Raw genomic sequence first — 16,048 nt, forward strand, 5'->3', positions numbered from 1 at the left:
AAGGGGCAGCCTAGGCTGCCCCTTTTTCATACCCGCGCGAATCAGCTGGCGCCCAGCTTGCTGCGCATCTTCTCGCACATCACGGTCATCTCGTCGTAGATCACCTGCGGGTCCTGGCGTTTGACCTGCCAGGCCATGCGCCCCTGCTCGTGCGGCAGGATCATGAACTCGCCCTTGGCGACTTCCTGGTAGATGTAGTCGGCGATATCGGCGGCGCTGATCGGACTGCCTTCCAGCAACTTGCCGACCTGCTGCTTCATCGCCGGGGTCGGGCCACGGAAGGAGTCGAGCAGGTTGGTCTGGAAAAACGACGGGCAGACCACGTGCACACTGACGCCTTCCGGCTTGAGCTCGGGCAGCAGGCTCTCGGACAAGGCCACCACGCCGGCCTTGGCCACGTTGTAGTTGCTCATCGCCGGGCCCTGCATCAGCGCGGCCATGGAAGCGATGTTGATGATCCGCCCCTTGCTCTGCAGCAGCAGCGGCAGGAACGCCTTGCAGCCCTTGACCACGCCCATCAGGTTGATTGCCAGCTGCCAGTCCCAGTCTTCCAGGCTCAGATCGCCGAAGAAGCCACCCGCCGAAACCCCGGCGTTGTTGACCAGCACATCGAGGCCGCCGAAACGCTCCTCGCAGGCCTGGGCCACGGCGGTCAGCTGGCTGTAGTCACGCACGTCACAACGCAGGGTGAAGCCATCACCACCGGCTTCGCGCACCAGCTGGAGGCTTTCCGCCAGACCGGCTTCGTTGACGTCGGCCAGGGCCAGCTGCCAGCCCTCGCGCGCCCAACGCAGGGCTATTTCGCGTCCCAGACCGGAGCCCGCTCCGGTAATCATCATGCGCTTTTGCATTATTTACAGCCTTGCTGTCGGGTGAAGATGCAAGGAGTGTAACCAAGCTCTGCGCGAGCACCTTGCAGCATCAGACTGCTGAATGACGCCAGTGGCGCTTCATTGTTTCTCCAGCTTCTCGGTGACGGCCAGGATCAGGCTGGCGGTGAGCTTGCTGCGCTCCACCGTGCCCATGAAGTACTTGTCGGCATTGATCACCGGCAGGCTGTCGGTGCGTAGCTTCTCCATCAATGCCAGGGCATCGCGCCGCGTCATGGTGCTGCTGACCGCCACATCTACACCAACGAAGCCCGGCAATTTGCTCAACTCGGCCCAACTGGCGGCGTTGTTGCTGTTGAGCAACTGCTGGAACTGCTCATAACCGGAATCCCCGGCCACACGCAGATAACCGATCAGGTTGGCCGCATTGAACATGCCGAACAGCCGGCCATCCGGTTGATTGACCACCACTACGCGCAGGTAGGAGCTGCCAGACAGCGCCTCGAAATAGGTCTTGATCGCCGGACCGTAGTAGCCACCATGGCCAAGGCGGAACTCCAGCGCCTCGATCTTGCGCTCGATCAGCACGCGCAGCTCGTCGATGCCCCCCTTGCCAGCCATCTGCACCACTTGCACAGCATCCTGCACAGTCAGTTGCTGGGCCGGTGCGACCTGATCCTTGATCTTGCTCTGTGCGGCATCATTCCACAGCTCGCTGAGGTCGGCCTTGACCCCGAACATGTCGATGCCCTTGAGCTTGCCGGTGGCCAGCGCCACCAGCAGCAGCGGGATGACCAGGAACACCAGATCGATGGTCTTGATCTCATACTTACCAGCGGAAAGCACCCGCAGCAGAAGCGAGCCGGCCACCAGGGCGGCGCCAACTAGCAACAACAACAGAATGGTCGAGGCATGCATGATCAGACTCCTTGTCGGTGACTCGCACGGCTTGCGCTCCCATCACCCCACGGCCCGCGCCAGGCACCAGCCAGACACAGGCAAAGCGGGTACTGCTGTAACTAAACCTAGGTCGCACCGCAGCAGACGCTAGAGGGTTTCGCGATATGCATACCGCCAGCGATTGTAATGACTCAGCGACGCAACCCGCGCAGTAGCAGCCAGAGGTAGACAGGCAGGTTTACCAGCAGCACCAGGGCACCCAGCCACAGCTGGAGTTGCGGCGTCAGCCCGGCCGGGTAGATCAGTGGAATCAGGTACTGCTCGACGAATCCACCGCTATAGCCCTGCTGCCCGGCAGCCTGGCGCAACAGGTTTTCCAGCGGTGTCAGCGGGCAGTAGAGGTGCAACAACTCCACCGCAGCGCCCCAGGCCACCGCCGGCAGGTGAACCCAGGCCAAGCGCGGCCAACGCCACACCAGCAGGGCGCCAAACAGCACGAAAAGGATGAAGCCCAGGTGCAGGAGCACCACGCCATCGGCAGCGATGCGCAGGATCATCGCGGCGCACCCTGCCCCTGCACACGCCTGCTGGTTGCTCGGCTGCCGGACTCGTTCATTCCACTACCTCGCCAAACCGCTGGATATTGCGCATAACGGGACCACGGCACTTCTGCATGAAAACACTAGCCCGTGAATAATTTTTATTGCCTTATTTCAATGATTTAGCGCCAAGACGCAGAACTTAAGCATTCTTATTTATATTAATTTTCATATATTTTTCAATTGCTTATGTTTGACGACCGGCAATAGCGGGCGCAAACTTCTGTGTTACTCACACCAGCCACGCGAGGCGCGTCATGAAAGGCGACAAGAAAGTCATCCAACATTTGAACAAGATCCTCGGCAACGAGCTGGTGGCCATCAACCAATACTTCCTGCATGCCCGCATGTACGAAGACTGGGGCCTGAAGAAACTCGGTGAGCACGAGTATCACGAGTCCATCGACGAGATGAAGCATGCAGACAAGCTGATCAAGCGCATCCTCTTCCTCGAAGGCCTGCCCAACCTGCAGGATCTCGGCAAGCTGATGATCGGCGAGAACACCAAGGAAATGCTCGGCAGCGACCTCAAGCTGGAACAGCAGGCAATTCCCGACCTGAAAGCCGCCATCGCCTACTGCGAAAGCGTCGGCGACTACGGCACCCGCGAGCTGCTGGAAGACATCCTCGAATCCGAGGAAGAGCACATCGACTGGCTGGAAACCCAGCTCGGCCTGATCGACAAGGTCGGCCTGGAGAACTACCTGCAGTCGCAGATGGACGAATAAGCCAGACGCGCATAAAAAAGCCCCGCCAAGTGCGGGGCTTTTTTATTGCAGCGCCGAATTACTCGGCGCTGGCCTTTTGTGCGGCTTCCTTGATCAGGGTCTGCAACTCACCCTTCTCGAACATCTCGGTCATGATGTCGCTGCCACCGACCAGCTCACCACCGACCCACAGCTGCGGGAAGGTCGGCCAGTTGGCGTACTTCGGCAGGTTGGCGCGGATTTCCGGGTTCTGCAGGATGTCCACATAGGCGAACTTCTCGCCACAGGCCATCACCACCTGCGCGGCTTTCGACGAAAAACCGCACTGCGGCGCATTCGGCGAGCCTTTCATGTACAGCAGGATGGTGTTGTTGGCGATTTGCTCTTTGATGGTATCGATAATATCCACGACTCACCTCGTCTGAACTTTCCCGGACTGCACCGGACAGGATGGGCGCGATTGTAACCGAAAATCCCAGTAATGGGCTCGGGCTTGCGCTGGCTCCCCTCTCCCACTTGTGGGAGAGGGGCCGGGGGAGAGGGCTTATTACAGACACCCTCGCCAGTGAACGGGAGAGGGGAAAAGCCTCAGGCCGCCTGGATACGCACCGGCACCCCGTTCAGCGCCGCGTTACCGGATACCGCATCGAGATGGCGTTCGTCGGTCAGGTCGTTGGCGCTGGCGCCGGGCTGGGCGCTGGCAATCGCCATCTGCACACCGGGACGGGCATGGCCCCAGCCGTGCGGCAAGCTGACCACACCGGGCATCATGTCCTCGCTGCCGAGCACTTCGACCTCGATGGCGCCCACGCGCGACTCGATGCGCACGCGCTGGCCATCGCTGAGGCTGCGTCCGGCCATGTCCTGCGGATTCATCAGCAACTGGTGGCGCGGCTTGCCCTTCACCAGGCGCTGGTAGTTATGCATCCAGGAATTGTTGCTGCGCACATGACGGCGGCCGATCAGCATCAGCTCACCCTCGCCCGCCTGCGGTTGCGCGGCGAAACGTGCGAGGTCGGCGACCAGCAGCGCCGGGGCGGCCTCGACGGCCTTGGATTCAGTCTTCAGGCGTCCGCCCAGGTTCGGCTGCAGCGGCCCCAGGTCGATGCCATGGGGCTGCTCGCGGATGGCCGCCAGGCTGAGCTTGTGGGGCGACTGGTCGCCGTAGGGGCCGAAGCGCACGCCCATATCGATCATCTGCTCCGGCGCCTTGGTCGGTTTCAATTCGTTGCCGACCTTGGCGGCGAAGGCCTGGGCCAGGCCGACGAAGATTTCCCAGTCGTCCAGCGCCCCGGCCGGCTTGTCCAGCACCGCTTCGTTGAAGCGGGTGACGTTGCGCACGGCGAAGGCATTGAAGGTGCTGTCGTAGTGCTCATGCTCCAGCGGCGCAGTCGGCGGCAGGATCAGGTCGGCGTAGCGGGTGGTTTCATTTATATAGAGGTCGATGCTGAGCATGAACTCCAGCCCCTCCAGCGCCTGCTCCAGCTGGCGACCGTTGGGGGTGGACAGCACCGGGTTGCCGGCCACGGTGATCAGCGCGCGCACCTGGCCTTCGCCAGGGGTGAGCATTTCCTCGGCCAGCGCCGCCACCGGCAGCTCGCCGCCGTATTCCGGCAGGCCGGAAACCCGGCTCTGCCAGACATTGAAATGGCCGCCGGAGGTAGTCGCCACCAGGTCCAGCGCCGGCGTGGTGCACAGCGCCCCGCCCGGCTGATCGAGGTTGCCGGTGACCAGGTTGATCAGTTGGATCAGCCAGTGGCACAGGCTGCCGAAGGCCTGGGTCGAAACGCCCATGCGGCCGTAGCACACCGCCGAGTCGGCAGCGGCGAAGTCCCGCGCCAATTGGCGGATGGTCGCCGCCGGTACGCCGCAGCGGCCGCTCATGGCCTCGGCAGTGAAATCGGCAATCGCCGCCCGCACCTGCTCCAGGCCATTGACCGGCAGGTGGCTGGCGCGCGTCAGGCCCTCGTCGAACAGGGTATTGAGCAGACCCAGGAGCAAGGCCGCATCGTTGCCGGGGCGGACGAACACATGCTGGTCGGCCATGGCCGCCGTCTCGCTGCGGCGCGGGTCGACCACCACCAGCTTGCCGCCCCGGGCCTTGAGCGCCTTGAGGCGTTTCTCCACGTCCGGCACGGTCATGATGCTGCCGTTGGACGCCAGCGGGTTGCCGCCGAGGATCAGCATGAACTGGGTGTGATCGATATCCGGGATCGGCAGCAGGAAACCGTGGCCGTACATCAGGTAGCTGGTCAGGTGGTGCGGCAACTGGTCCACCGAGGTGGCGGAATAGCGGTTGCGCGTCTTCAGCTGGCCGAGGAAGTAGTTGCTGTGGGTCATCAGCCCATAGTTGTGCACGCTGGGGTTGCCCTGGTAGATGGCCACGGCGTTCTTGCCGTGCTGCTCCTGGATGGCCGCGAGGCGCTCGGCGACCAAGGCAAAGGCCTCGTCCCAGCCAATCGGCTGCCACTCGCTGCCGTGGCGGCGCATGGGCTGGCGCAGGCGGTCGGGGTCGTGCTGGATGTCTTGCAGGGCCACGGCCTTGGGGCAGATATGGCCACGACTGAAGCTGTCCTGGGCATCGCCCTTGATCGACAGGATCTGCTGGCTGCCGTCGGCCAGGCGTTCGGTTTCGATGGTCAGACCGCAGATCGCCTCGCACAGGTGGCAGGCACGGTGGTGGAGGGTCTTGCTCATGGCTGGCCTCATCTTCTTGTTCGAGACGACCGGTCAGGTCGTGGAAACAAGACTATGGCGGCAGAAGGAATGCTTGGCCAGTGGCCTCAGTTTCATGAATCGGTGGGCATCATGCCCACCGATTCAACAGCGTATCCATCGATCAGGCCGGGCTCGACTGCAGGCAGCCGAGAGGCCCTGCAGATCAACGAATGGCGCTGATGGTGCCTTTGTTGCCGGTCACTTTGACGTTAACGGCCTTGTACACCATGTAATCCTGCACGCTCACTTCGTAGCGCGGCGCGACGATCAGGTCGGCACCGGAGGATTTGACTGCCTTGAAAGCAGCCGCGGATTTGGCAGCAGCCACCGGGTCCAGACCCAGGGCGAAACCACCTTCGCCACCACCATAGGTCACGCCGTCGGCGAACTGGGTATCGCCACCCAGCTTGAACAGACCGAAGAGAATGTTCACCGAGGACTCGCCAGTGATGGACTCGCCGACTTTCACGTCCGCTTTCAGGTTGGTTTGTACTTCACCGTTCAGCGGTGCGCTCGGCTGGCTGTAGTTCTGGCTGGCACAGCCAGTCAGCAGGGCGAGGGCGGAAAAAGCGGCGGCATAGGCTACGTGTTTCATGCAAGACTCCTTTGCATTGATCTATCCATGTGCCCTGTTGCAGGGCTCGGGGTGCCTGGTCAGGCGGGGCGCATGGTAGGAAGCCAGAGAGCCCCCAGCAAGCCGGCATGTCACTTTTGTGACATCGCCCACAGCTGGAAACATCTCTGTTTTCAACGCATTGCCAAGCGTGCGACGGGGGCTCATTTGCCCCAGCGCGGCATTTGCTTATAAGATCACGCCCTCCCCATTTGTCGCCCCCACGCGGCTCCAGCCGCTGTACGGCGTGCTTTTCCCCGGAAAAACCGCCGCCGCGACAATCGTAAAAACTAAGGTAGTGAATGATGAGCACCAGGCACTTTCTCTCGTTGATGGATTGCACCCCTCAGGAACTGAGTGGGCTGATCCGTCGCGCCATCGAGCTGAAGGACCTGCGCCAGCGTGGCGTGCTGCATGAGCCGCTGAAGAACCGCGTGCTGGGGATGATCTTCGAGAAGGCCTCGACCCGCACCCGCCTGTCGTTCGAAGCCGGCATGATCCAGCTCGGCGGCCAGGCCATCTTCCTCTCCCCGCGTGACACCCAGCTGGGCCGCGGCGAGCCGATCGGCGACACGGCCATCGTCATGTCGCGCATGCTCGATGCGGTGATGATTCGTACCTTCGCCCACAGCAACCTGACCGAATTCGCCGCCCATTCGCGGGTGCCGCTGATCAACGGCCTGTCCGACGATCTGCACCCCTGTCAGTTGCTGGCCGACATGCAGACCTTCGTCGAGCAGCGCGGCAGCATCCAGGGCAAGACCGTGGCCTGGATCGGCGACGGCAACAACATGTGCAACACCTATATCGAAGCGGCGCAGCAGTTCGACTTCCAGCTACGCGTGGCCTGCCCTGAGGGTTACGAGCCGAAGGCCGAATTCCTCGCCGCGGCCGGTGAGCGCGTGCAGATCGTGCGCGACCCGTATGCCGCCGTGGCCGGTGCCCATCTGGTGAGCACCGACGTGTGGACCTCCATGGGCCAGGAAGAGGAAAGCGCCAAGCGCCTCAAGCTGTTCGCCCCCTACCAGGTCAACCGCGCCCTGCTGGATGCCGCCGATCCTGCGGTGATCTTCCTGCACTGCCTGCCGGCCCACCGCGGCGAAGAAATCAGCCAGGACCTGCTCGACGACCCGCGCGCCTTTGCCTGGGACCAGGCGGAAAACCGCCTGCATGCGCAAAAGGCCCTGCTCGAATTCCTCGTCGCCCCCCAGGCATGAGCCAGTCCCTGCTGCTCAGCCTGCGCGGCCTGGCCTGCGGCTATCAGGAACACCCCGTGGTGCAGCAGCTCAACCTGCACCTGAATGCCGGCGACATCGGCTGCCTGCTCGGCCCTTCCGGCTGCGGCAAGACCACCACCCTGCGCGCCATTGCCGGCTTCGAGCCGCTGCTGGAAGGCGAGATCCAGCTGGCCGGCGAAGTGATTTCCCGCGCTGGTTACACCCTGGCCCCGGAGAAACGCCGGATCGGCATGGTGTTCCAGGACTACGCCCTGTTCCCCCACCTGTCCGTGGCAGAGAACGTCGCCTTCGGCATCCGCAAGCATCCGCGCCGCGAGCTGATCACCGCCGAGCTGCTGGAGCTGGTCAAGCTCGGTCACCTGAGCAAGCGCTATCCCCATGAGTTGTCCGGCGGCCAGCAGCAGCGCGTCTCGCTGGCCCGCGCCCTGGCGCCGGAGCCGCAGCTGCTGTTGCTCGACGAACCTTTCTCCAACCTCGACGGCGAGCTGCGTCGCCGCCTCAGCCACGAGGTGCGTGACATCCTCAAGGCACGCGGCACCAGTGCCATCCTGGTTACCCATGACCAGGAAGAAGCCTTCGCCGTCAGCGACCATGTGGGCGTGTTCAAGGATGGTCGGCTGGAGCAGTGGGACACGCCCTACAACCTCTACCACGAGCCGCTGACGCCCTTCGTCGCCAGCTTCGTCGGCCAGGGCTACTTCATCCGCGGCCTGCTACAGAGCCCGGACACGGTGCAGACCGAGCTGGGCATCATCCACGGCAACCGCGCCTACACCTGGGCACCGGGTAGCTCGGTGGACGTGCTGCTGCGCCCGGACGATATCGTCTACGCCCCGGACAGCGAGCAGAAGGCACAGATCGTCGGCAAGACCTTCCTCGGTGCCGCCACCCTGTACCGCCTGCAACTGCCCACCGGCACCCAGTTGGAAGCCATCTTCCCCAGCCACGCCGACCATTTGCCCGGCCAGCAGGTCGGCATTCGCGTCGCCGCCGACCACCTGGTGGTGTTCCCGGTGCAGGGCAGCGTGGCCGCCCAGGTCAACCTGGCGGAGTCCGGCGTACGCCGCGTCACCAGCAACTGAATAGCGAGTTATGAACCTGTAGGGCGGGTGCAACCCGCGCAAATCACCTGCGTGGGTTTCACCCGCCCTACTCGTGTGCGTCGATTACCGTAGGAGCCAGCTTGCTGGCGATGCTTGCCGCCTGGATCGCCAGCAAGCTGGCTCCTACAAACGTAACCGTGCCCTTGTAGGTTGTGCCGCCCAACCCCTCACTTACAAAAACAACGTGCCCTTGCTGACCAGCACGGCCTGGCCGGCGATCTTCACTCGCTCGCCGTCCAGGCGGCAGTGCAGCTCGCCCCCGCGCGCCGAACACTGGAAAGCGCTGAGCTCGGTCTTGCCCAGGCGCTCGGCCCAGTAGGGGATCAGCAGGCAGTGGGTGGAGCCGGTCACCGGGTCTTCGTCGATGCCGATAGCCGGCGCGAAGTAGCGCGAAACGAAGTCGTGCTTGAGCCCCGCTGCGGTGACGATCACGCCCAGCCCCGGCAGCTTGGCCAGGGCTTGCATGTCCGGTTGGCAGGCCCGCACCGCCTGCTCCGATTCCAGAACCGCAAGCAGCTCATTGCCCTGCCGCGCCGCCAGTACCGGCATGCCCAGGGCCTGTTCCAGCTCGACACTGACCGCCACCTCGGCGGCAGGCAGCGCCGGAAAGTCCAGCACCAGACGGCCCGCCTCGCGGGCCACGCTGAGCGCCCCGGACTGGCAGGTGAAATCCAGGCGCTCGCCCGGCTCCTGATACAACTCGAACAGCACATGGGCGGTCGCCAGGGTGGCATGGCCACAGAGCGGCACTTCGGTGGTTGGGGTGAACCAGCGGATATGCCAGACATCGCCTTCGCGCACCACGAAGGCGGTCTCGGCCAGGTTGTGTTCGGCGGCGATCTGCTGCATCAGGCTGTCGGCCAGCCAGGCGTCCAGGCGATAGACCATGGCCGGATTGCCGCTGAAGGGGCGACTGGTGAAGGCGTCGATCTGGTGGAATGGCAGGTGCATGGCGCGGTTCCGTGGCGGTCCTTGAACGAGCCCGCAGCATGCCGTTTCAGCCTGCCTGGCGCCCGGTACAGTCGCCCTTTTTTCCTGCACTACAGCTGCACTGTATCAATGCACGGCGAGCGAGTGCAGTGCATGTATAAATCGCAAAAAGTTCTTAAAAATTCATTAAATCGTAATAAATCATAGACTTAAAAATCTTGGCACGCCCCCTGCTATGACCCACCCCGGTCAGCACAACGGCGTGTCTGCCACTCAACCGACAACGACGTCATGGCATCCCCTCCCTTTTTGGAGCAGTGGGCGCTGTGGCGTTTTTTTTTGTGTTTTTTGGCTTACAGGAAGACCGCTATGCGCATGATGAAACTGTCCCTGCTGTCGCTGGCCATTGCCGGCACCACCTTCAGTCACGCCGCTTTTGCCGAAGAGGCCTTCAGCAACCTGTTTACCGAAGGCAAGCCGATTCTCGACGCGCGCTATCGCTTTGAGCACGTCGACCAGGACAACGCCCTCAAGCACGCCAATGCCCAGACCCTGCGCACCCGCGTCGGCTTCCAGAGCGGCAAGTGGTACGGCCTGTCGGCGCTGATCGAAGCGGACAACGTCAGCCGCATCGGCGATGCCGCCTACAACGAAACCCGTAACGGCCAGAGCGAATACTCGGTGGTTGCCGACCCGGACGGCAGCGAAGTCAACCAGGCCCTGCTGCGTTACGACCACCAGTACGGCGCTGCCGTGCTCGGTCGCCAGCGCATCAACCTGGACAACCAGCGCTATGTCGGCGGCGTGGCCTGGCGCCAGAACGAGCAGACCTACGACGGCGCCCTGGCCCAGCTCAAGCCCCTCGACGGGCTGACCCTGACCTACGCCTACATCGACAACATCAACACCATCTTCGGCCCGAGCAACGGCCAGTACGACACCGCCGGCAACCCGGCCAACATCGAAGGCCACAGCCACCTGATCAACGCCCAGTACGTGGCCATGCCGGAACTGACCGTCACCGCCTACAGCTACCTGCTCGGCCTCGACAACCTGCTAGGCAATACCCAGTCCAGCCAGACCACCGGCCTGCGCCTGAACGGCGCGATTCAGGGCGTCAGCTACGCCGTGGAATACGCCCAGCAGAAGGACTACGCGGACAACCCGCTGGAACTGGACAGCGACTACTACCTGGCCGAGCTGGGTTACACCATCAAGGGCGTGGCCCTGAAGGCCGGCTACGAAGTGCTGGGCGGCGACGAAGGCCCGGGCAACCGCGCCTTCCAGACCCCGCTGGCAACCAAGCACGCCTTCCAGGGCTGGGCTGACCAGTTCCTCATCACCCCGGCCGAGGGTGTCAAGGACGCCTATGTCGGCGCCACCGTGCCGCTGCTGGGCGGCAGCCTGCAGGCCTGGTACCACGACTTCCGCGCAGAGGAAGGCAGCAGCCAGTATGGCGAGGAGATCAACCTGTCCTACGCCCATCCGATTCCGGGCGTGAAGGGCCTGGTCGGCCTGGTCAAATACGCCAGCTACGATGCCGACGATTTCGCTGTCGACACCGACAAGGCCTGGCTGCAACTGCAATACACCTACTGATCGTCCCGGCCCCGCAACGGGGCCCTGCCCGACTGGCGCGTGGCGGCCTGCCGCCGCGCCCCTCTGGAGGTCCATATGTTCAGTCGTCTGCTTACACCCTTTTTACTGATTCTCGCCCTGCTCTGCCCGCCCGCCTCGGCGGCGATCAGCGATGCCGAAGCGATGAACCTGTCCGGCATGCAGCGCATGCTCAGCCAGCGCATTGCCAAGACCTACCTGATGATCGGCGCCGAAGTGCGCAGCGAAGTGGCGATCCAACAGCTCGACCAGAGCGTGGCGCGCTTCGAGAGCAACTTCCTCGCCCTCAGCGAATACGCACCCAACGCCGATATCCGCGCCGCCCTGGAACAGGCCGGCAACACCTGGCAGGTCTATCGCGAACTGGCCCTGTCACGCCCCAGCCGCGAACAGTCGGTGCAGCTGCTGCAGCTCAGCGACCAGCTCCTGGCGCAAAGCGAACAGGTGGTGCGGCTGATCGAGCAACACACCGGCAGCCAGAACGCCCGCCTGGTCAACCGCAGCGGTCGCCAGCGCATGCTCAGCCAGCGCATCGCCAAACTTTATCTGGCCGTCAGCTGGCGCCTGCCGATCGACGGCCTGGAAGTGGAACTGCAGAAAGCCACCGAAGAGTTCGAAACGGCGCAACAGGAACTGCTCGCCGCCCAGCAGAACACCGCGCAGATCAGCCAGGCCCTGCAGAAAGTCGAGGCGCAGTGGCGTTTCGCTCGCGCCGGCTTCCGCCTGTCCGCCGACTCGCGCTATGTGCCGACGGTGATCACCACCACCACGGAAACCCTGCTCTGGCAGATGAACGAGCTGACCAGCGCCTACGAGCAGGTCATGCAACAGGACTCCTGAACCCTCGGGGGAAGGACCACCCAGACCATCCGTAAGGTGCGCCGTGCGCACCGAGCCCCATACGCAGTTGCCGGTGCGCACGGCGCACCAGAGTCCATGCGAGCTTCCCGGTGCGCCCAGCGCCCTACGGCTGACCCACTCCATAGGATTCGAGCAGCACCTGCATGCGACCATCGGCGCGGTAGCGCTGCAGGCCCTGCTCGAACAGTTCGACATAACGCGCACTGGACGGCAGCGCCGGGGAGAATGCCAGGTAGATCGGCGCATCCGTCTCGCGGCAGCCGGCCTCGCGCAGCTCGTTGCGGTTATGCCCGAGCGCGGCAAGTCGGGCCTGGATCACCCAGCTGTTCTCGATCAGGGCATCCAGGCGGCCATGCATCAGCTTGCTCAGGTTGAGGTTCAAGGCCTGGTCGCCGGCAGCCTTCTGCACCCGATCACCATGACCATGGCGCGCGTCGATGTAAGCGTTGATCTGCGGGCCATAGCTGTAATCGTTGATCACCCCCAGGCGTACCGCCGGCAGCGACTCGACGCCCGCATAGCGCCAGGCCGAATCCTGGCTGGTGTAGAAGCAGTTGCGCGACAGCGCCACCGGCTCCCGGGTGAACAGAAAATCCGGCGCATCGTCATGGCCTGCCCCCACGGCGGCATTGATCTCGCCACGGCGCACTTCCTGCAGCACCCGGGCCCAGTTACGCGCCTGGTAGTGCACCTGAATCCCGGACTCGGCGAAGATATCGCGCGCCAGTTCGACGAAGATGCCCGGTTTGGCGGAGCCCGGCTCGCAGTTGATCGGGCACCAGATATCGCCAGCAATGGTCAGGGTTTCCCCGTGTGCGCTGCCGGCCAGAAAAGCCAGCAGGAAAGAAGCACCACGGACCAATAGCTTTCGACGCAACTGCATGCAGCGACCTCAGACAGGGAGTTGGCACATTTGTACCATTCTCACCCTTCGCTGCGCACCCTTTTCACCGCATCCAGCCAGCCGTGGTACAGCGTGCCGCGGTGCTCGTCGGCCATCCGCGGTTCGAAGCGGCGCTGGCGATGCCAGTGACTGGAGACCTCGTCGAGGTCACGGTACAGCCCGGCCTGCAAACCGGCCAGGTAGGCCACGCCGAGGGCCGTGGTTTCGGTGACTTCCGGGCGCTCCACCGGCACGCCGAGGATATCGGCGAGGAACTGCATGACCCAGTTATTGACCACCATGCCGCCGTCCACGCGCAGCGCGCTGGGTTCGGCGGCGCCGTCCTGGCGCATCGCCTCGAGCAGATCGCGGGTCTGGTAGCACACCGACTGCAGGCCGGCGGTGACGATCTCCTTGATCCCGGTGTCGCGGGTCAGGCCGAAGATCGCGCCGCGCGCTTTCGGGTCCCAGTACGGCGCACCGAGGCCGGTGAACGCCGGCACCAGGTACACGCCGCAGGCATCGCCGGTCTGCTCGGCCATCGCCTCGCTGTCGCGCGCATCGCTGATCAGCTTGATGCCGTCGCGCAGCCACTGCACGGCCGCACCGGCAACGAAGATGCTGCCTTCCACGGCATAGGTGACCTTGCCATTGAGGCGGTAGCCGACGGTGGTCAGCAGGCGATTCTTCGACACCACCGGGGTGCTGCCGGTGTTCTGGATCATGAAGCAGCCGGTGCCGTAGGTGCTCTTGACCATGCCCGGCTGGAAGCAGGCCTGGCCGATCAGCGCGGCCTGCTGGTCGCCGGCCATACCCAGCACCGGGATCGGCGCGCCGAGCAGCTCAGGATCGCAGATGCCGAAATCGGCGGCGCAATCGAGCACTTCCGGCAACAGGCTGCGCGGGATGCCGAACAGCTGCAGCAGCTCCTCGTCCCACTGCTGACTGTGGATATTGAACAGCAGGGTGCGCGAGGCGTTGCTGGCGTCGGTCTTGTGCGACTTGCCGCCGGTCAGGCGCCACAGCAGGAAGCAGTCCACCGTGCCGAAGCGCAGCTCGCCCCGCTCGGCGCGCTCACGGGCACCCGGCACGTTATCGAGAATCCAGCGCAGCTTGGTCGCGGAGAAATACGGGTCGATCAGCAGACCGGTCTTGGCCGCCACCTGCGCCTCATGGCCGGCGGCCTTGAGCCCGGCACAGTAGTCGGCGGTACGACGGTCCTGCCAGACGATGGCCGGGTGGATCGGCGTGCCGCTGACGGCGTCCCAGACAATGGTGGTCTCGCGCTGATTGGTGATGCCGATGGCGCGGATTTCCTCGGCCTTCAGACCCTTCTGCACCAGCGCCTCGCGGCAGACCTTGAGGGTGGTCAGCCAGATTTCCTCGGCATCGTGCTCGACCCAGCCATCCTTGGGGAAATACTGCTTGAACTCCTGCTGGGCACGCGCCAGCGGCAGGCCCTGGGCACTGAAAACGATGGCGCGGGAGCTGGTAGTGCCCTGGTCGATGGCCAGCAGGTAGTGGGACATGGATGGTTTCCTTGTTGTTATGGGTTGCGTTCAAGCAGGCCGGTCTCGTGGGAGCGAGCTCTGCTCGCGAACGGTTCCAGCATCCAATTTTCGCGAGCAGAGCTCGCTCCTACAGGCTCACTCGCGCCCGATGGCGGCAAACTGCCCCTGGGTATGCAGAGCCAGCAACTCGGCACTCAGCTGCACTTCCAGGCCACGCCGCCCGGCGCTGACATAGATAGTGGCGTGCCGCCTGGCCGATTCGTCGATAAAGGTACGCAGGCGCTTCTTCTGCCCCAGCGGGCTGATGCCACCGAGCAGGTAACCGGTGGCGCGCTGTGCGGCCTGCGGGTCGGCCATGTCAGCCTTCTTCACCCCCGCGGCGTGGGCCAGGGCCTTGAGGTCGAGGCTGCCGGCCACCGGCACCACCGCCACCAGCAGCTCGCCCTTCTCGCTAGCGGCGAGCAGGGTCTTGAACACCCGCGCCGGATCCAGGCCGAGCTTTTCCGCCGCCTCCAGGCCGTAGGACGGCGCCTTGGGGTCGTGGCTGTAACTGTGTACCTGGTGCTCGGCCTTGGCCTTTTTCAGCAGATCGATGGCTGGAGTCATGTTCGAATGTGAAAAGAGAATGACGATTTGCGCGTACCATAGCCGAAAAAACTGTCGACTGGCAGCTCCCCGTTATACTGCGCCGTCGCCCAGAAAGGATCACCCATGAGTCTCCCTCCCCGCCAGCAAAGCATATTGGATCGCGCCCGCGAGCGTGGCTACGTGAGTATCGACGAACTGGCCCAGGCCTTCGCCGTCACGCCGCAGACCATTCGCCGCGATATCAACCAGCTGGCCGAACAGGGTCTGCTGCGACGCACCCACGGCGGCGCGGCAACCGAAGCCTCGAGCATCCAGAACACCGCCTACGCCATGCGTGCCGGACAGATGCGCGACGAGAAGCAGCGCATCGCCGAAGCCATCGCCGCACAGATCCCCGACCACGCCTCGCTGTTCATCAACATCGGCACCACCACCGAAGCCATTGCCCGCGCCCTGCTCGGCCACAAGCACCTCAAGGTGATCACCAACAACCTGCACGTCGCCGCCCAGCTCAGCAGCAAGGCCGACTTCGAAGTGCTGGTGGCCGGCGGCACGGTGCGCGCCGATGGCGGCGTGGTCGGCCAGGCGGCGGTGGATTTCATCCAGCAGTTCAAGGTCGACTTCGCCCTGGTCGGCATCAGCGGTATCGACGAGGACGGCAGCCTGCTCGACTTCGACTACCAGGAAGTGCGCGTATCTCAGGCCATCATCGACAACGCCCGCCAGGTGCTGCTGGCCGCCGACTCCAGCAAGTTCGGGCGCAACGCCGTGGTGCGCCTGGGCTCGCTGAACCTGGTCGACCAGGTGTTCACCGACGCCCCGCCCCCCGCCACCATCGCCCGCCTGCTGCATGAGCAGAAGATCCAGCTGCATATCGTGTAAACGTGCCCAAACCGTAGCCCGGATGCAATCCGGGAAAACCTGGCGCAAAACCCTCCCGGATTGCATCC

The 16,048-nt window shown here is 63.9% G+C and carries 16 protein-coding genes; 6 read left to right on the forward strand and 10 right to left on the reverse strand.

The annotated features are described in order from the left end of the window. Nucleotides 1-41: 41 nt before the first annotated feature. The 3 genes from HNE05_RS13960 to HNE05_RS13970 form a co-directional block, all read right to left on the reverse strand. The gene (locus tag HNE05_RS13960; RefSeq protein ID WP_173208454.1) at nt 42-851 is read right to left on the reverse strand and encodes an SDR family oxidoreductase; all 810 of its coding nucleotides are present in this window, start codon (nt 849-851) and stop codon (nt 42-44) included. 99 nt (nt 852-950) lie between these two features. Next, on the reverse strand, nt 951-1,748 hold the full coding sequence (locus tag HNE05_RS13965) for a CBS domain-containing protein (protein ID WP_173208456.1): 798 nt from the start codon (nt 1,746-1,748) through the stop codon (nt 951-953). Between the two features lie 173 nt (nt 1,749-1,921). After that, nucleotides 1,922-2,287: a DUF2784 domain-containing protein gene (locus tag HNE05_RS13970; protein ID WP_173208458.1), complete on the reverse strand. Its 366-nt coding sequence runs from the start codon at nt 2,285-2,287 to the stop codon at nt 1,922-1,924. 299 nt (nt 2,288-2,586) lie between these two features. On the opposite strand from HNE05_RS13970, the gene bfr reads away from it, so the two are divergent. Further along, nucleotides 2,587-3,057: a bacterioferritin gene (bfr, locus tag HNE05_RS13975; RefSeq protein WP_173208460.1), complete on the forward strand. Its 471-nt coding sequence runs from the start codon at nt 2,587-2,589 to the stop codon at nt 3,055-3,057. A gap of 58 nt (nt 3,058-3,115) precedes the next feature. On the opposite strand, the gene grxD is transcribed toward bfr, so the two are convergent. From grxD to HNE05_RS13990, 3 genes are all read right to left on the reverse strand, one after another. Continuing rightward, nucleotides 3,116-3,445 (reverse strand): Grx4 family monothiol glutaredoxin, encoded by a 330-nt coding sequence (gene grxD / locus HNE05_RS13980; RefSeq protein ID WP_173208462.1) that lies wholly within the window; start codon nt 3,443-3,445, stop codon nt 3,116-3,118. A 179-nt stretch (nt 3,446-3,624) separates the two neighbouring features. Beyond that, entirely contained in the window at nt 3,625-5,733 is a 2,109-nt protein-coding gene (locus HNE05_RS13985; RefSeq protein ID WP_173208465.1) for a molybdopterin oxidoreductase family protein, read from the reverse strand. 184 nt (nt 5,734-5,917) lie between these two features. Beyond that, entirely contained in the window at nt 5,918-6,349 is a 432-nt protein-coding gene (locus HNE05_RS13990; protein WP_173208467.1) for a hypothetical protein, read from the reverse strand. 323 nt (nt 6,350-6,672) lie between these two features. Here HNE05_RS13990 and argF point away from each other — a divergent pair, with 323 nt between their 5' ends. Beyond that, nucleotides 6,673-7,584, forward strand: a complete 912-nt coding sequence (argF, locus tag HNE05_RS13995; RefSeq protein WP_173208469.1) for an ornithine carbamoyltransferase — start codon at nt 6,673-6,675, stop codon at nt 7,582-7,584. Beyond that, the gene (locus HNE05_RS14000; protein WP_173208471.1) at nt 7,581-8,687 is read left to right on the forward strand and encodes an ABC transporter ATP-binding protein; all 1,107 of its coding nucleotides are present in this window, start codon (nt 7,581-7,583) and stop codon (nt 8,685-8,687) included. Before argF ends, HNE05_RS14000 begins: the two co-directional genes overlap by 4 nt. A 192-nt stretch (nt 8,688-8,879) precedes the next feature. Here HNE05_RS14000 and HNE05_RS14005 read toward each other — a convergent pair whose 3' ends face one another. Further along, nucleotides 8,880-9,659, reverse strand: a complete 780-nt coding sequence (locus HNE05_RS14005) for a PhzF family phenazine biosynthesis protein (protein ID WP_173208473.1) — start codon at nt 9,657-9,659, stop codon at nt 8,880-8,882. Nucleotides 9,660-10,007: 348 nt separating this feature from the next. On the opposite strand from HNE05_RS14005, the gene HNE05_RS14010 reads away from it, so the two are divergent. Continuing rightward, nucleotides 10,008-11,237, forward strand: a complete 1,230-nt coding sequence (locus HNE05_RS14010; RefSeq protein WP_173208475.1) for a hypothetical protein — start codon at nt 10,008-10,010, stop codon at nt 11,235-11,237. Nucleotides 11,238-11,312: 75 nt separating this feature from the next. Further along, complete coding sequence (locus HNE05_RS14015; protein WP_173208477.1) at nt 11,313-12,095, forward strand: type IV pili methyl-accepting chemotaxis transducer N-terminal domain-containing protein; 783 nt, start codon at nt 11,313-11,315, stop codon at nt 12,093-12,095. A 124-nt stretch (nt 12,096-12,219) separates the two neighbouring features. On the opposite strand, the gene HNE05_RS14020 is transcribed toward HNE05_RS14015, so the two are convergent. The 3 genes from HNE05_RS14020 to ybaK all read right to left on the reverse strand — a co-directional run bounded on the left by HNE05_RS14020 (nt 12,220) and on the right by ybaK (nt 15,116). Further along, on the reverse strand, nt 12,220-12,999 hold the full coding sequence (locus HNE05_RS14020) for a substrate-binding periplasmic protein (RefSeq protein ID WP_173208479.1): 780 nt from the start codon (nt 12,997-12,999) through the stop codon (nt 12,220-12,222). A gap of 41 nt (nt 13,000-13,040) precedes the next feature. After that, complete coding sequence (glpK, locus tag HNE05_RS14025) at nt 13,041-14,528, reverse strand: glycerol kinase GlpK (RefSeq protein WP_173208481.1); 1,488 nt, start codon at nt 14,526-14,528, stop codon at nt 13,041-13,043. 117 nt (nt 14,529-14,645) lie between these two features. Continuing rightward, nucleotides 14,646-15,116 carry a Cys-tRNA(Pro) deacylase gene (gene ybaK, locus HNE05_RS14030; RefSeq protein WP_173208483.1) on the reverse strand — a complete coding sequence of 157 codons (471 nt, stop codon included), beginning with the start codon at nt 15,114-15,116 and terminating at the stop codon, nt 14,646-14,648. A gap of 105 nt (nt 15,117-15,221) precedes the next feature. Between ybaK and HNE05_RS14035 the strand changes: the two genes are divergently transcribed. Further along, nucleotides 15,222-15,980: a DeoR/GlpR family DNA-binding transcription regulator gene (locus HNE05_RS14035; RefSeq protein ID WP_173208485.1), complete on the forward strand. Its 759-nt coding sequence runs from the start codon at nt 15,222-15,224 to the stop codon at nt 15,978-15,980. Nucleotides 15,981-16,048: the final 68 nt, after the last annotated feature.

It is taken from the genome of Pseudomonas campi (assembly GCF_013200955.2).
Lineage (GTDB): Bacteria > Pseudomonadota > Gammaproteobacteria > Pseudomonadales > Pseudomonadaceae > Aquipseudomonas > Aquipseudomonas campi.

Coding starts and splice junctions, on each gene's coding strand:
- HNE05_RS14005 (WP_173208473.1), bottom strand. CDS start 9,659: ATGCACCTGCCATTCCACCAGATCGACGCCTTCACCAGTCGCCCCTTC.
- ybaK (WP_173208483.1), bottom strand. CDS start 15,116: ATGACTCCAGCCATCGATCTGCTGAAAAAGGCCAAGGCCGAGCACCAG.
- HNE05_RS13985 (WP_173208465.1), bottom strand. CDS start 5,733: ATGAGCAAGACCCTCCACCACCGTGCCTGCCACCTGTGCGAGGCGATC.
- HNE05_RS13970 (WP_173208458.1), bottom strand. CDS start 2,287: ATGATCCTGCGCATCGCTGCCGATGGCGTGGTGCTCCTGCACCTGGGC.
- glpK (WP_173208481.1), bottom strand. CDS start 14,528: ATGTCCCACTACCTGCTGGCCATCGACCAGGGCACTACCAGCTCCCGC.
- HNE05_RS13990 (WP_173208467.1), bottom strand. CDS start 6,349: ATGAAACACGTAGCCTATGCCGCCGCTTTTTCCGCCCTCGCCCTGCTG.
- HNE05_RS14000 (WP_173208471.1), top strand. CDS start 7,581: ATGAGCCAGTCCCTGCTGCTCAGCCTGCGCGGCCTGGCCTGCGGCTAT.
- argF (WP_173208469.1), top strand. CDS start 6,673: ATGAGCACCAGGCACTTTCTCTCGTTGATGGATTGCACCCCTCAGGAA.
- bfr (WP_173208460.1), top strand. CDS start 2,587: ATGAAAGGCGACAAGAAAGTCATCCAACATTTGAACAAGATCCTCGGC.
- HNE05_RS14035 (WP_173208485.1), top strand. CDS start 15,222: ATGAGTCTCCCTCCCCGCCAGCAAAGCATATTGGATCGCGCCCGCGAG.
- HNE05_RS14020 (WP_173208479.1), bottom strand. CDS start 12,999: ATGCAGTTGCGTCGAAAGCTATTGGTCCGTGGTGCTTCTTTCCTGCTG.
- HNE05_RS14015 (WP_173208477.1), top strand. CDS start 11,313: ATGTTCAGTCGTCTGCTTACACCCTTTTTACTGATTCTCGCCCTGCTC.
- HNE05_RS14010 (WP_173208475.1), top strand. CDS start 10,008: ATGCGCATGATGAAACTGTCCCTGCTGTCGCTGGCCATTGCCGGCACC.
- HNE05_RS13965 (WP_173208456.1), bottom strand. CDS start 1,748: ATGCATGCCTCGACCATTCTGTTGTTGTTGCTAGTTGGCGCCGCCCTG.
- HNE05_RS13960 (WP_173208454.1), bottom strand. CDS start 851: ATGCAAAAGCGCATGATGATTACCGGAGCGGGCTCCGGTCTGGGACGC.